The sequence below is a fragment of the Peribacillus phoenicis genome (assembly GCF_047238085.1).
Classification (GTDB): Bacteria; Bacillota; Bacilli; order Bacillales; family DSM-1321; genus Peribacillus.
Genome location: NZ_JBDFMF010000001.1, coordinates 1395191 through 1410653, shown reverse-complemented (window position 1 = coordinate 1410653; position 15463 = coordinate 1395191). Strand labels below are relative to the sequence as shown.

15 protein-coding genes are annotated in these 15463 nt (G+C 40.5%); all 15 read right to left on the bottom strand.

What is annotated here, in order from left to right; all coding sequences use genetic code 11:
- Nucleotides 1–10 precede the first annotated feature (10 nt).
- Nucleotides 11–628, bottom strand: coding sequence for a MotE family protein (locus ABC374_RS06845; protein ID WP_413016615.1), 618 nt, complete (start codon nt 626–628; stop codon nt 11–13).
- Nucleotides 629–632: 4 nt separating this feature from the next.
- Nucleotides 633–1079 carry a flagellar export protein FliJ gene (fliJ, locus tag ABC374_RS06840; protein WP_413016613.1) on the bottom strand — a complete coding sequence of 149 codons (447 nt, stop codon included), beginning with the start codon at nt 1077–1079 and terminating at the stop codon, nt 633–635.
- Between the two features lie 2 nt (nt 1080–1081).
- Nucleotides 1082–2401, bottom strand: a complete 1320-nt coding sequence (gene fliI / locus ABC374_RS06835; protein WP_350302000.1) for a flagellar protein export ATPase FliI — start codon at nt 2399–2401, stop codon at nt 1082–1084.
- Nucleotides 2402–2403: 2 nt separating this feature from the next.
- Entirely contained in the window at nt 2404–3168 is a 765-nt protein-coding gene (gene fliH, locus ABC374_RS06830) for a flagellar assembly protein FliH (RefSeq protein WP_413016611.1), read from the bottom strand.
- On the bottom strand, nt 3161–4180 hold the full coding sequence (fliG, locus tag ABC374_RS06825; RefSeq protein ID WP_413016609.1) for a flagellar motor switch protein FliG: 1020 nt from the start codon (nt 4178–4180) through the stop codon (nt 3161–3163). Before fliG ends, fliH begins: the two co-directional genes overlap by 8 nt.
- A gap of 13 nt (nt 4181–4193) precedes the next feature.
- Complete coding sequence (gene fliF / locus ABC374_RS06820) at nt 4194–5792, bottom strand: flagellar basal-body MS-ring/collar protein FliF (protein ID WP_350301998.1); 1599 nt, start codon at nt 5790–5792, stop codon at nt 4194–4196.
- 93 nt (nt 5793–5885) lie between these two features.
- A complete protein-coding gene (fliE, locus tag ABC374_RS06815) occupies nt 5886–6194 on the bottom strand; it encodes a flagellar hook-basal body complex protein FliE (protein ID WP_413016607.1) in 309 nt (102 codons plus the stop codon).
- Between the two features lie 23 nt (nt 6195–6217).
- Complete coding sequence (gene flgC, locus ABC374_RS06810) at nt 6218–6676, bottom strand: flagellar basal body rod protein FlgC (RefSeq protein WP_241591152.1); 459 nt, start codon at nt 6674–6676, stop codon at nt 6218–6220.
- A complete protein-coding gene (gene flgB / locus ABC374_RS06805; protein WP_350301997.1) occupies nt 6676–7071 on the bottom strand; it encodes a flagellar basal body rod protein FlgB in 396 nt (131 codons plus the stop codon). The genes flgC and flgB overlap by 1 nt, the downstream gene beginning before the upstream one ends.
- 762 nt (nt 7072–7833) lie before the next feature.
- Nucleotides 7834–8613, bottom strand: coding sequence for a GTP-sensing pleiotropic transcriptional regulator CodY (gene codY / locus ABC374_RS06800; RefSeq protein ID WP_057278408.1), 780 nt, complete (start codon nt 8611–8613; stop codon nt 7834–7836).
- 107 nt (nt 8614–8720) lie between these two features.
- Nucleotides 8721–10130, bottom strand: coding sequence for an ATP-dependent protease ATPase subunit HslU (gene hslU / locus ABC374_RS06795; protein ID WP_137018743.1), 1410 nt, complete (start codon nt 10128–10130; stop codon nt 8721–8723).
- A gap of 12 nt (nt 10131–10142) precedes the next feature.
- Nucleotides 10143–10670: an HslVU peptidase proteolytic subunit gene (hslV, locus tag ABC374_RS06790; protein WP_350301996.1), complete on the bottom strand. Its 528-nt coding sequence runs from the start codon at nt 10668–10670 to the stop codon at nt 10143–10145.
- 20 nt (nt 10671–10690) lie between these two features.
- Nucleotides 10691–11593 carry a tyrosine recombinase XerC gene (xerC, locus tag ABC374_RS06785; RefSeq protein ID WP_350301995.1) on the bottom strand — a complete coding sequence of 301 codons (903 nt, stop codon included), beginning with the start codon at nt 11591–11593 and terminating at the stop codon, nt 10691–10693.
- Between the two features lie 59 nt (nt 11594–11652).
- Nucleotides 11653–12960 carry an FADH(2)-oxidizing methylenetetrahydrofolate--tRNA-(uracil(54)-C(5))-methyltransferase TrmFO gene (gene trmFO, locus ABC374_RS06780; RefSeq protein WP_413016603.1) on the bottom strand — a complete coding sequence of 436 codons (1308 nt, stop codon included), beginning with the start codon at nt 12958–12960 and terminating at the stop codon, nt 11653–11655.
- Nucleotides 12961–13385: 425 nt separating this feature from the next.
- Nucleotides 13386–15461 (bottom strand): type I DNA topoisomerase, encoded by a 2076-nt coding sequence (gene topA, locus ABC374_RS06775; protein WP_350301993.1) that lies wholly within the window; start codon nt 15459–15461, stop codon nt 13386–13388.
- Nucleotides 15462–15463: the final 2 nt, after the last annotated feature.

Below are 15463 nucleotides of genomic sequence, written 5' to 3'. Positions count from 1 at the left end.
CTCTTTCCACTTAAGAACTTTGTTCCGTTAGTTTCTTCGTTAACCTTGCAGCATCAGCCGTTGTCATTTGCTCCAAAACCTTAGCTAAAGTGGCTGCTTTCATACTTGAGAGAATCTTCACTGCATCTTCATCATTCATTTCGGTAATGATGGGTGCAGCCTTCTTGGGAGCCATCGTTTCATAAGTACGGATTATATCTTTGAACGCTTGTTTACTATTATTCTGGCTATCTTTAAGTTGATTCATTTCTGTTTGAAGCTGCTGTTTTTCCGCTTCTGCCTTTTCAATGGCCTTGTCACGTGTATCGATGATGCTCTCAAGCTTGTCTATCTCTTTTTCCTTGTTTTCAATCTCGGTTTCTAATTTTTCGAGCTTCATGGTAACTTTCTCATCACTCTTGGCTGGTTTATCTTTCTCTTCATCCTTTTGATCCGATTCAATGAAGGGTATTTTCGCAGACATTTCCTTTGCCTTTTCCACTACATTCACCCCTGCTACTGTAAAAACGATCAACGCTACAGTTACCGCAAAGATTAATGGAATGAAGATGACAAGAAACCATTGAAACTTACTTATCTTGCTTTCTTCCAATTCTTCCAAATCATTAGATTCACCTTTTTTACGCATTCCATCACCTTACGCCTTTGCTTAAGAATTGCCGGATTGATATTTCATCCATTTGTTTGTTCTCAGCTTCCTTAATGACATCGAGGAATTTAAGAAAATCATTTTCTTTCATTTTCTCGTACTTTTTAACCTCGATATTTCTTTCCATTAATATATCCCGTTGAATATTCATCTTGTAGCGCGCTTCAATGACTTCCTGTTGACAGTGGTTTAAGAGTTTTTCCAAGTTGTCCATAAATAACTGATGATGACGAATTTCCTGTATGGATAGTCCATTTCGCAGCTTTTCCTGTTGAAACTCAAGCAACTCTTCCTTTTTCTTTAAAAGCTTATATAACTTTTCTGCCACTTCTTCAAATTTTTTTAAAGCAGCATTGTATTTAGCTAGTGCATCGGTTTTTTCTTTTTCTTTGATGGTCAGGATCTTCTCGAATTTATATTGATAAATCATTATTAATCACCTTTCTCCATCAATTCGACAAGGGCATTGATACTATTATCTTTGGTAGCTTTTTCATGGGTTCCTTGCTTCAAAAATGAAATGATTTCCGGATAGCGTGTAATCGAGTTATCAATTTGTTTGGAAGAACCCTTCTTATAAGCTCCTATATTAATCAAATCTTCCGACTCCATATAGGTTGATAAACTTGCCCGTACTTTTTCCGCGGCGTTTTTATGCTTGTCACCAACTATATTGTTCATGACACGACTAATGCTCTTTAATACATTGAGCGCTGGAAACTGTCCTTTATTGGCTAAGTTTCGGTCCAGTATGAAGTGACCATCCAAAATTCCCCTGACAGCATCAGCAATCGGTTCATTCATATCATCACCGTCGACGAGTACCGTATAAAAAGCTGTAATGGTACCGAGCTGATTTGTTCCCGTTCTTTCGAGTAACCTTGGCAGGATGGCGAAAACGGAGGGGGTATATCCTTTGGTCGTCGGCGGTTCCCCGATGGCAAGCCCAATTTCCCTCTGGGCCATCGCAACCCTCGTGACCGAATCCATCATCAGCATCACATTCAATCCCTTATCACGAAAATATTCCGCGATGGCAGTTGCCGTCAAAGCACCCTTTATCCTCATCAACGCTGGCTGGTCAGATGTCGCCACCACAACGATTGATCGTGCCAGCCCTTCGGGTCCAAGATCTTTCTCGATGAATTCACGAACTTCACGGCCACGTTCTCCAATAAGACCGATTACGTTTAAGTCAGCCGTCGTATTCCTTGCTACCATACCAAGCAACGTGCTTTTCCCGACGCCGCTTCCTGCAAAGATACCAACACGTTGTCCTTTACCAACTGTTAATAAACTATCAATTACCCGGACTCCTACATCTATCGGTTCATTAATGGGAGGTCGTTTCATCGGATTCGGCGGATCTTGATCCACAGAAATTGTCGCCAGACCTTTTGGAAGAAGTGAGTCATCAATAGGATGTCCCAATGGATCGACTACTTTGCCAATAAGTCCACTTCCCACCTTTATCTCAAGGCTCCGTCCGCTTCCTTCCACGATACAGCCCGGTGCAATATCACTAACTGCTGTAAAAGGCATTAAAATAACCATTTCATCACGGAAACCGACCACTTCGGCTAAGATTCGATTTTTCTTTTTTTGTATGCCTGTATGGATATAACAAACATCACCTACAGAGCTTTCAGGGCCTTGAGATTCTATCATTAACCCCACGACACGTTTGACCCGTCCATAATGTTTGAATGGATCAACTTCATCAACCAAGGGCAATAGGTCTCTAGTTTTCATCTTTATTCCCCTTCCAGCAATTCAGTTAGTTTCACTTTTATTTCCTGCAGCTGACTGTCGACACTCGCATCCATCCTTCCGTTTTCGGATTCGATGATACAGCTGCTTACTTCAAGCTCATCATCCGGAAAGATATACAGCTCAGTATCTTTCGGAAAGATTGCCATCAACTCATCTTTATGAGAAAGAATCGAGTGATATCGGATCGGATGGATATGCAATTGCACTTCACGGTAATCCCTAACTTCTTTGATGGCTCTTTTGACTATGGATAAAAAAGACTCTTCATCTTTTTCAAGCTGTTGCCCGATAATTTTCTCTGCCACCTTCAGGGCAAGATTCAAAATAACGGTTTCAGATGTTTCGATATGGTGCCGATAATCTTTTTTAGAGGACTCCACCACTTCTTTTGCGAAAGCTATTTCCTTGGCAATTTCGCTATAACCCTTTTGGATCCCATCTTCGACTCCCTGCTGATACCCTTCTTTTTGAGCTTGTTCGATAAACATTGCTTTTTCTTGATTCTCCCAAAGTTCTCGGTCTTGCTGGATTTCAGCAGCAATCGCTTGGGCTTTATGCTTAGCATCGAGCAATAACGTTTCCGCTTCCTGTTTGGCATCTTTGAGAAATTCATCAGATTGAATATAATGAAGGTTTTTTCGCTCGTCTGCATCACCATTTTGAAGAAAGTCAAAAGGGCGAACTTTTATCGCTATCTTTTTGCTTTTCTCCTGGTTAGCCTGCTGGGATTTGATAATCCTAGACAATGATATCATCCCCTCCGCCGCGGGCAATCACGATGTCTCCAGTTTCCTCCAGTCGTCGAATGACGGCAACAATTCTTGATTGTGCTTCTTCTACATCACGCAAACGTACCGGCCCCATATATTCCATTTCTTCCTGGAACGTTTCAGCCATACGTTTTGACATGTTTCGGAAAACGATTTCCTTCACTTCATCACTAGCCACTTTAAGAGAAAGTTTAAGATCTTCGTTATCAGATTCCCTGACAACGCGCTGAATCGCTCTGCCATCAAGGGTCACGATATCTTCAAAAACAAACATTCGTTTCTTGATTTCCTCAGCAAGCTCCGGATCTTGAATTTCAAGTGCATCCAAGATCGTTCTTTCCGTTGAGCGGTCAACACCATTCAACACATCTACAACAGCTTCCACTCCACCAGTCTGTGTATAATCTTGGGTTACAGTCGCTGAAAGTTTCCTTTCGAGTATTTGCTCCACTTCATTGATGATTTCCGGAGAAGTGCTATCCATTAAAGCAATCCTTCTTGCAATATCGGCCTGCACCTCTTGCGGAAGCTCAGACAATATTTGTCCAGCCTGGGTAGGATCAAGATAGGACAAGATCAATGCAATGGTCTGCGGATGCTCGTTCTGAATGAAATTCAAGATCTGTCCAGGATCTGCCTTTCTCGCAAAGTCGAATGGACGAACCTGCAAGGATGATGTTAAACGGTTAATGATGGCGGTTGCCTGATCAGTACCTAATGCCTTTTCAAGCACCTGCTTGGCATATCCTATCCCGCCCTGGGAGATATAATCCTGTGCCAAAGCAATATTATGGAATTCTTCCAGAATTTCCTCTTTATCTTGGGAGTCCACTTTCCTCACTCCCGAAATTTCAAGGGTCAATCTCTCAATTTCCTCTTCGGAAAGATGCTTATAAACGGATGCAGAAACATCCGGGCCTAAGGAAATAAGGAGGATGGCAGCTTTTTGTTTGCCAGTCAATCCGGCCTTTTTTTTTCTATCTGTCATTTTCTTAAGCCTCCTAGTCTTCTGCTATCCAGCTTCTTAATAATTTTGCAAATTCATCTGGCTTATCTTTTGCCAGCTTCTCCAGTTGTTTTCTTTTTAAAGATGCTTCCGTTTCCTTCTCTTTGTTCAGATCCGGAACATCGAATACGACTTCTTCCTCTTCAACCACGTACTCCTCTTCCATTTCAGTTTGCTTTCGTGAACGGAGGAATAAGATTAAGAGAATGATAATGGCAAGTATTAGCAATCCGCCGACGATGTATGCCCATATTGGTAACGAAGGTTTCGTTTCATCTTTTTGCAACTTCATTTTTCCATTAAACGGCTGAACGGAAATCGCAATTTTATTATTAAGCTCCTCGTCCGTCAGCTCTTCCCCTTCAGCTTTTTTCTCGATTGTCGTGCGGATTATCGTACCAAGGATTTGTGTAATATCATCCATACTCTGTTGAGATAAAGAATTCGGATCGTCAGCTGTGGGCGGTTCGACCATGACCTGAATACCTAAATCTTTGACTTTATATGGGCTTTCGACTATTTCTTTCTTGATTCGGTTCACTTCACTATTTATCGTTTCATCTACTTTTTCATAATCACCGGATCCGTTTGTGCCTTCAACGTAACTCGATCCCAATGAATCTGAGGAATCCTCACTTTGCGGAACGCCTCCTGCACCTGCTGCGTCCCCGCTATACGATTCATTGATCCTTTGCGCAGAAATCTCAATTCCAGCCATATTTTCTTCATCGACCGGTTCCACTAAATTCTCTTCCCGATTTTCTTGAGTGAAATCAAGGTCTGTCGTGACTGAAACAACCACTTTGTCTCTCCCCATTAACGTTCCAAGCATATTTTGTACCTGTCTTTGAATATCGCGTTCTATTTCTTTTTTTATTTCGTTTTGGGTTGCAAATGCGGACGCGAAAGAAGAATTTTCATTTTCAAGATCGAAGTACTCAAACTCTTGGTTCATAATGACGATATTATCTGTAGGGAGATTCGGAACACTTTTTGAGACCAGATGATAAAGGGAATTGATTTGACTTTCTTCAAATTTATAACCGGGTTTCGTATTCAATACAATGGATGCTGACGCTTCCCCAGCTGAATCACTGACAAAAACTCCTTTATCAGGAAGAGTGATCATAACACTGGCATCTTCTACTCCATCAATCTTTTTTATTAAACTGGCCAATTCCGTTTGCATAGAGTCAAGTTTAATGACATTGAATTCATTTTCAGTCATTCCGATACCGGCACTTTGACTAAAAAAGGAATAGTCAATACTGCCTGATTCCGGAATTCCTTCAGCTGCCAGTTCCACTTTAAGTGAATCCAGTTTTTCTTCTGGAACTTTTATGGTCGTTCCATTTTCAGAAACTTCATTCATAATCCCTTGACTGTCTAAATTTTCTTTAATGCTCCCCGTTTCCGAAGGAGTTAAGTTGGAATATAAGGGCACCAGCGTAGTACGCGTGGTTAAAATTGAAACTGCCGTAATGATGATGATAATTAATGCCGCTGAACCAATCATCATGAATTTTTGTTTTTTACTGCGGCTTGTCCAGTAAGCAGTTATTTTGTTTTTAAAGTTCACTAGTACTTCATTCATTTAAATCCCCCGGTCAGTCTATGAATTTATGATTGGGGGATTTCTTTTCCCCCTGGTCATTTTTCTCTATATAATGAGGTTAAAAAATGAATGCTATATACTCATTCTCATCATTTCCTGGTAGGCTTCCACAACCTTATTCCGAACCTCTAATGTAGCCTGCATGGAAACGCTGGCTTTTTGTGAAGCTATCATCACCGAATGAAGCTCAACATCCTCCCCATTAACCAATTTGGTTGTAAGATCGTCAGATGCCACTTGTGTTTCGTTGACTTTATTCATTGATTCTTTTAATACCGACGCAAAATCTTGCTGTGCTTCGTATGGTGTATTAGTCTTGCTTTGCTCTTTATTCAGAACATTACTTGCATTGTTCACTGCAGAAAGAGAAATCCCTTCCATATCAACAATCTCCTTTCAAACTTTTATTTCCCGATTTCCAAAGCTTTCATCATCATTCCCTTTGATGCATTTAAAACTGTCACATTCGCTTCGTATGAGCGAGTGACACTCATTAAATCAACCATTTCCCGAAGCGGGTCGACATTTGGCATTTCAACATAACCATCTTCATTGGCATCAGGATGTTCGGGATTGTAATCCAGTTCAAAAGGTGTTTTATCTTTTACTATTCCAGTCACCTTCACTCCATTACCTACCTCGCTCGTTGTTCCTGATGCTGCGTTTAAGAAACTCGAAAAGCCGTTTTCCTTACTTTGCAGCACAACCGATTTTCTTGTGTATGGCTTCCATGTTTTTGATTCGGCGTCATATTCCGCCCTGGTAGTATCGGCATTAGCCATATTAGCGGAGATTACATCCATCCTTACCCTTTGACTCGTCAGGCTAGATCCGGTCATGTTTATACTTTGGAAGATTCCCATCACTTACCTCCTCTAATTACATTCTGCAATGATTGAAACTTACCTGAAAGCCTGTCGGTTACTGCATTATAATAAATCTGGTTGGCAGCAAGGTCCGTCATTTCCTTATCAACGTCCACGCTATTTCCATTATTGTTATATCGGACATTTTTCTGCGTCACGATGTGAGAAGCATTACTCCCCTCTGATTTGAAGGTAAAATGTCTTTCATCGGTACGATATGACTCCAGGGAAGATTCCAGTTCTCCCTTAAAGGATTGTGTTTTGTCGACCTCTTTAGCTTTATAATTAGGCGTATCCGAATTGGCTATGTTCTGTGAAATGACTTTTTGTTTGGCATTAGAATAATCAAGGGCATTTTCAAGTGATTGAAAAGTATTCGAAAATAATTCCATATCGATCACCTCTTTCTATAATTAACAGATAATGACTTTGTCAATAAATTAATCCAGCGCATTTACGTTTTAATTTTAAAGAAACATTATTACTATGTCCATAAACAATACATAGACTTTAGACCTATTATCGTCGAAAAATGTCACAAATCGCTCAAATTTGTCGTTTTTATTAGTATAATTACAGGATTAATATGACGTTATATTACATTTTATTATGATATTCTACATATTAACCAAATTTTACTGCTATTAGCTTATATATCATATCGAAAAACAAATCCATATACCTGATACTTTAGAACTAATTTTCAAATTTACTTTAATTTTTTTTATTCATTTTAGTTGATTTCAGCCTTTCAAATAAAGGATTCTTAAGGTAACAATGATTACTGCATTTTTTCTTTTTTTTGAAAAAAACGATGTTTTTTAAAGCTCTGATCCAGTCTACAAAATCCCCAACTGGCTGAACCCCCTTATCAATAGGATTTTTAAAATCAAAAAGTGACATCATCGTTCATTTTTCATCATATCGACAGTTATAATAATATAATTACCCTTTTAAAGAAAAATTTAACTATTTTTACTGCTTCTAATAGAAAACATGCCTATATTCACATTTCCATTTAATCCGAATTACCTCTTTTTCCTTTCTACCCCTGTCATACACCCGCATTTGCCCTGTTAGTCCCAGAACAGCAACAGATCCAAATATCACACAAAAAAAGGCAGCCCTTTTTCAAGGACTGCCTTTTTAGTATGTTAATTATTTTTAAGCTTCTCTAATTCAAGTAGGAATTTATCGTTCAATACTTTGATATAAGTACCTTTCATTCCAAGAGAGCGTGATTCAATGACTCCTGCACTTTCCAGTTTCCTTAGTGCATTTACGATAACGGAACGGGTGATGCCGACACGGTCTGCAATTTTGGATGCTACAAGCAGACCTTCATTACCTTTAAGCTCCTCAAAGATGTGCTCAATTGCTTCCAATTCGCTGTAAGATAACGAGGAAATTGCCATTTGAACGACAGCTTTACTACGAGCTTCTTCTTCTATCTCCTCTGATTTTTCACGCAGGATTTCCATGCCGACTACAGTCGCACCATATTCAGCCAAAATTAAATCATCATCGTGAAATTTTTCTTGTAATCGGGCAAGTACCAATGTTCCTAAACGTTCTCCCCCACCCATAATCGGTACGATCGTTGTTAATCCAGTTGCGAAAAGCTCTTTATTTTCGACTGGGAAAGCAGTATATTCGCTTTCGATATCAAGGTTCGAAGAGGTTTCGGGAATATTGAAAAGGTTTTTTGTGTACTCTTCTGGGAATTGTTTATCTTCCAACATTTTGTACATGCGTTCGTTTTCAATTTGCTGACTTACCGCTATGCCAAGTAATTTCCCGCGGCGGCTGACGACGAAAACATTCGCTTCGATAACTTCACTTAAACTTTCTGCCATTTCCTTGAAGTTAACTGCTTTACCTGCTGCTTTTTGGAGCATTGCATTGATTTTTCTTGTTTTTGCTAATAAGTTCATTTGATTTGTTCCTCCTAAAAATACCATGGTTCACAATAACTATGAAGTTGTATTTCCGTAATTTTATTTTCATTGCCTAGGCAAATCATTGCCCAATTGTTTCTTAATTAAAGGATAAAATGGCTTAAATCTTTGTTCCGGGCGATAGAACCAAGCTTACCTTCGACATATTGGGGGGTAATTGTAATCTTCTCCATCGTTATTTCCGGAGCTTCAAACGATAAGTCTTCAAGCAACCGTTCCAAAATGGTATGAAGTCTTCTCGCACCAATATTGTCAGTGTTTTGATTTACTTCGAAGGCCACTTCAGCTATCTTACGAACAGCATCGTCAGAAAATTCAATTTCTATACCTTCAGTTTCTAATAATGCAACATATTGTTTTAACAAGGCATTATCCGGTTCATGAAGAATCCGTACAAAGTCGTCTACAGTCAGTTTGTTCAATTCAACACGAATTGGGAATCTACCTTGTAATTCAGGGATAAGGTCGGATGGCTTAGCCATATGAAAGGCCCCAGCAGCAATAAATAGGACATGATCCGTTTTAACTGACCCATATTTAGTCACTACTGTCGAACCTTCAACAATTGGCAGGATATCCCTTTGGACACCCTCTCTTGATACATCCGCTGATGAACTTCCAGATTGCTTACTTGCAATTTTGTCTATTTCATCAATAAAGATAATCCCATTTTGCTCAGCCCCGTATACTGCATCGGAAGTGACTTCATCCATATCAATCAATTTCGCCGCTTCTTCATTTGTTAAAACGGTTCTCGCTTCACTTACTTTCAATTTGCGCTTCTTGCTTTTTTTCGGCATCAAGCTTCCTAAAGCGTCCTGCATGTTCATCCCCATTTGTTCCATTCCCGAACCTTGGAGCATATCAAACATCGAAGCTGCCTGTTCTTCCACTTCGACCGTTATCATTTCACTTTCCAACTCACCATTAGCCAGCTTTTCAGCGACGATTTTTCTTTTTTCCTGCAAACTTAAATCTTCGGAATTTTCTTCCGGGTCCTGTTCGTCTTGATTGTTATTGCCTCCAAAAAAGACTTCAAGCGGATTCTTGAAATTACTCTGTTTTTTAGTGGATGGCACTAATAGCTCTATTAAACGGCGATTTGCATTTTCCTCTGCCCGTTCCTTTACGCTGGCCATCTTTTCTTCCTTCACGAGGCGGACGGAAGTCTCCACCAAGTCACGGACCATGGACTCTACATCCCGGCCGACATACCCGACTTCCGTAAATTTCGTTGCTTCAACTTTTACAAAAGGAGCACCTACCAATTTAGCCATTCTCCGAGCTATTTCTGTTTTCCCAACGCCTGTCGGTCCAATCATTAATATATTCTTCGGAACGACTTCGTCACGAAGTTGATCCGAGAGAAGGGAACGTCGGTAGCGATTCCGAAGAGCCACTGCCACTGCCCGTTTTGCCTCACGCTGCCCTACGATATACTGATCCAGTTTTTCAACGATTTGCCTCGGTGTTAAATTAGCTTTTTTTGACATTTGCGCTCCTCCTTACAACTCTTCCACGATTATATTCGTATTTGTAAATACACAAATTTCCGCTGCAATTTGTAAAGATGATTGAGCGATTTCCTTTGCCGATAGGTGGTCGCTGGAAAACCGCATTAATGCCCTGCCGGCAGCCAATGCATAATTCCCTCCCGATCCTATGGCGAGAATCCCGTCATCCGGTTCAATTACTTCCCCGGTGCCAGAAACGAGCAGTAAATGTTTCTTATCCATCACGACTAACATGGCTTCCAGCTTCCTCAATACATTGTCACTTCTCCATTGCTTTGCCATTTCGACGGCAGCGCGCTGAAGATTGCCATTATACTCTTCAAGTTTAGCTTCGAACATCTCAAATAAAGTGAAAGCATCTGCAACGGAACCTGCAAAACCTGCAAGGACATTACCATTAAAGATTTTTCTTACTTTCCTCGCTGTATGCTTCATCACTACTGAATTTCCTAAAGTAACCTGCCCATCACCGGACATGGCACATTCACCTTTATGATGCACTGCAAATATCGTTGTCATAAAGTGTCCCCTTTCAACATTTAAGGCCGCGGATGTGATGCATTGTAGACTTTTTTCAATTGGTCTTTTGTAACATGCGTATACACTTGCGTTGATGAAATTTTTGAATGACCAAGCAATTCCTGAACCGTGCGAATGTCCGCCCCATTATTCAATAGGTGTGTAGCAAACGAATGCCTTAGCATATGGGGATGAAGACTTCCATCTGCGGCTGACTTTTTAATCAATTCATTCAATATATAGCGAACTCCCCTAGGTGTCAGAGGGTCTCCACGAAAATTAACAAATAAATAAACATGCGCCTTGGCGTCAGACGAAGTCAATTCCATCCTGGCTGAACGTATGTATAAATCTATCGCTTCCTGTGCATATCTACCAACCGGAACGTAGCGATCTTTTTTTCCTTTTCCATGGATCAGTACCGTCCCTAAGGAAAGGTCGATATCCTGCAGTTTAATCTCACAACATTCACTTACGCGAATGCCTGTAGCATACAATAATTCCAGTAAGGCATTATTCCTTATTCCTATCGGTGAATCTTTATTTAAAGAAGAAAACAACTGATCCATTTCCTTCTCATAAAGAAAACGTGGCAGTCTTTGATCCTTTTTAGGTAAAGAAGCAAGGGAAAAAGGATTATCCTTCACATCACCTTCACGTAGTAAAAATTTATAAAGGCTCCGCAAACAAGAAGTTTTCCTTGCTACAGTGCGCTTAGAAAGTTTTTTCTCATATAAATTCGTTAAATATAACCGGACATCAAGATATTCAACGGACGTGATGTCCTCAATGCCCTGTTCATTAAGGAACAGAAAAAATTCGTGAATATCACGTTTGTAATTTTCAATGGTGTAATGTGAACTGTTCTTTTCAATTTGTAAATATTCGATGAAGGATGATAATGCCTTTTTTTGATTAATCATGGAAACACCTCGCAAAGGCTAATAAATAGTATCATACTTTAAAACAGCAGGCAAATATTTTACAAATTTTTCACAAAGTTCTGAATTGTGTCCAAAGCGCGTTTAGCATGTGTTTCATTCCGCTCTTTTTTGGATTTGATTCTCACTTCAAGGTCTGGAAGCAATCCAAAGTTTGCATTCATCGGCTGGAAGCTCTTGCCATTCGTCGAAGTTATGTACCTTGCCATGCTGCCCATCGTCGTTTCTGCTGGGAAAATGATAGGATCCGATCCTTGAACGATCCTCGCAGCATTGATACCTGCAACCAAGCCCGATGCAGCCGATTCTACATATCCTTCGACGCCAGTCATCTGACCGGCAAAGAATAAATCATCCCGATTCTTGAATTGGTACGTAGGCTTCAAAACATTAGGTGAGTTTATGAAGGTGTTTCGATGCATAACTCCATAACGGACAATTTCCGCATTTTCCAATCCAGGAATGAGCTGCAATACTTCTTTTTGCGGCCCCCATTTCAAATGTGTCTGAAAACCAACAATATTGTAAAGTGTTCCTGCCGCATCATCTTGACGCAATTGAACTACAGCAAAAGGACGTTTTCCCGTTTTTGGATCTTCTAAGCCAACAGGCTTCAATGGTCCAAATAACATCGTTTTCTTCCCGCGTGATGCCATCACTTCAATTGGCATGCAGCCTTCAAAAAAGATTTCTTTTTCGAATTCTTTAAGTGGAACTGTTTCAGCAGCAATCAATGCTTCATAAAAGCGGTCAAACTCTTCTTCCGTCATCGGACAGTTCAGATAAGCTGCTTCGCCTTTATCATAGCGGGATTTCAAATATACTTTATCCATGTTGATGCTGTCTTTTTCAAGAATTGGTGCGGCAGCATCATAGAAGTACAAGTATTCTTCATCCATGATTTGCTTTAAGCTGTCAGATAGTGACTGACTTGTAAGCGGACCGGTTGCAATGACGGTAGGACCTTCCGGGATTTCCGTCACTTCTTCATTAATGACCGTTACATTCGGATGATTTTTGACCCTTTCCGTAACAAGACCGGCAAATTCATGACGATCAACAGCTAAAGCACCGCCAGCCGGTACAGCACAAGCATCTGCTGCGGACATGATGACCGAATCCAGAATACGCATTTCTTCTTTTAATACACCAACTGCATTTGTTAACGTATTTGCCCGAAGTGAATTGGAACAAACAAGTTCAGCGAATTTATCGGTATGATGGGCTGGCGTTTGTTTTACAGGGCGCATTTCATATAGATCGACTTTAATTCCTCTTTTAGCTAACTGCCACGCCGCTTCACTTCCAGCAAGCCCAGCACCGATTACACTTACTTTTGTTTCTTTCATTTTTCGAACCTCCATGTATAGATATGATAAGACAGGATCATTTATCATTAAAACTGCTTTCATAAAAATTTCATTTTTAACGATATCTATGTATTTATACCCGAAATACTCATTCCTGCTAACGATAATTAAAGAATATGCCAGATAGCCGGCATTCTTCCTGCAATCCATTTCTTCTAAAAAGGATAACGGACACAAATAGGAATTATATCTTTAAAGGAATGTACTTGTCCACTGAATTTTACATCACATGGCTTAAATAAAAAAGTTTCAAGCTTTATCCATTTTCTTCTTGGAAGTAAATCCACATACTATCATGATATCATACTTACCTGAACATAAAGAAACTCGGCAGATGCCGAGTCAATTTATATTTAGGTTTTTTCGATAGTTCACAATGATAGTAAACGATTTCACGGCCTTTTCTATGCTTGGGGCAATTCTTTGAAATCACAATCCATGCACTGTACCTGGACGCCTTTTTTGAGTTTTTTCTCAACAAGTGTACCTTCACATTTTGGACAACTCCGCGGCAGCGGTTTATCCCAAGATATGAAGTCACAGCCAGGATAGGTATCACACCCGTAAAATATGCGGCGTTTTTTACTTTTCCTTTCAATGATGTTTCCTTCTTTACATTTTGGGCATTTAACACCGATTTCTTTAACGATTGGCTTTGTGTTACGGCAATCCGGGAAATTACTGCATGCCATGAACTTTCCATAACGCCCCATCTTAAAGACCATCCCATGTCCGCATTCCACGCAATCTTCACCTGCAGGTTCATCCTTGATTTCAATTTTCTCCATCTCGACTTCGGCTTTAGCCAAATGAACTGCAAATTCCTTATAAAATTCATCGATGACCTTTATCCATTCGATACTGCCTTCCTCGACGCTGTCGAATTCCTGTTCCATCTTGGCAGTGAACTCTGCATCAAGAATATCCGGGAAGAATTCGCGTATCAATTCAAGAACGATCTCACCAAGCTCTGTCGGTATGAACCGTTTATTATCCAAGGTAACATAGCCCCGTTTTTGAATCGTATCCAAGGTAGGAGCATATGTAGAAGGACGGCCTATTCCCAGTTCCTCTAGGGTTTTGACAAGACGGGCTTCAGTATATCGGGGCGGAGGCTGTGTGAAATGCTGCTTCGGCTCGATATCTTTTGAAAAGAATTGATCCCCTTTTTTCACATCAGGAAGTGCATTTTCCTTTTCTTCCACCGAGTCATCGGACCCTTCAACATATACCTTCATGAAACCTGGGAATTTAATTTTTGAACCATTTGCCCTGAAGATGACATCCCCGTTATGCAGGTCGATGCTCATCGTATCCATGACCGCCGAAGACATTTGACTAGAAACGAATCGTTCCCAAATCAATTTATAAAGACGGAATTGATCTCTGGATAAGAATTCCTTGACTACACCCGGTTCACGTAATGTGCTTGTTGGCCTGACCGCTTCATGGGCGTCCTGGGCATTAGTCTGTTTTTTCTCTTTGCGCTGTTCAACCTGAACATAATCTTTACCATAATTATTTTGAATGAAGGTATGGACTTCCTCTTTCGCAACATCGGAAATCCGGGTCGAATCGGTTCTCATATAAGTGATTAACCCGACTGTACCTTCCTTGCCAAGCTCGATTCCCTCATAAAGCTGTTGAGCAAGCATCATGGTTTTCTTTGCACGGAAATTCAATTTACGTGCCGCTTCCTGTTGCAGGGAAGAAGTCGTAAAAGGAGCGGCTGGATTGCGCCTTCTTTCTTTTTTAGCCACAGCTCCTATCGTAAATTCGCCGCCATTTAAAGAAGCGAGCACTTTTTTGACGTCCTCTTCGTTATTCAACTCCTTCTTCTCACCGCCAATGCTGAAGAAGGAACCTTCAAACTGTTCTTTTCCTTTTACAAAATCAGCCTTGATTGTCCAATACTCTTCAGGGGTAAAATCTTTGATCTCCTTCTCCCGGTCAATGATCATCCGTACAGCAACCGATTGGACCCGTCCCGCGCTTAAGCCTTTTTTCACCTTTTTCCACAAAAGCGGGCTTATATTGTATCCGACCAAACGATCCAAGACCCTTCTTGCCTGCTGGGCATCAACCAATTTCATATTTATTGGCCTCGGTGATTTAAATGATTCTTTGATAGCCTCTTTCGTGATCTCATTGAATACCACGCGGCAATCTGAGTTAACGTCAACATCAAGACTGTGGGCCAAGTGCCAAGCAATGGCTTCCCCTTCCCTGTCGGGGTCAGCCGCGAGATAGATTTTTTTCGCTTTTTTTGCAGCGGTTTTCAATTCTTTTAAAACCGGGCCTTTGCCGCGGATAGTTATATATTTAGGTTCATATTCATGTTCAACATCGACACCCATTTGACTTTTAGGCAAATCGCGTACATGCCCCATGGAAGCCTTTACTTTATATTTTTTTCCCAAGTAACGTTCTATTGTTTTCGCCTTTGCGGGCGATTCCACAATCACTAAGTATTCTGACATCC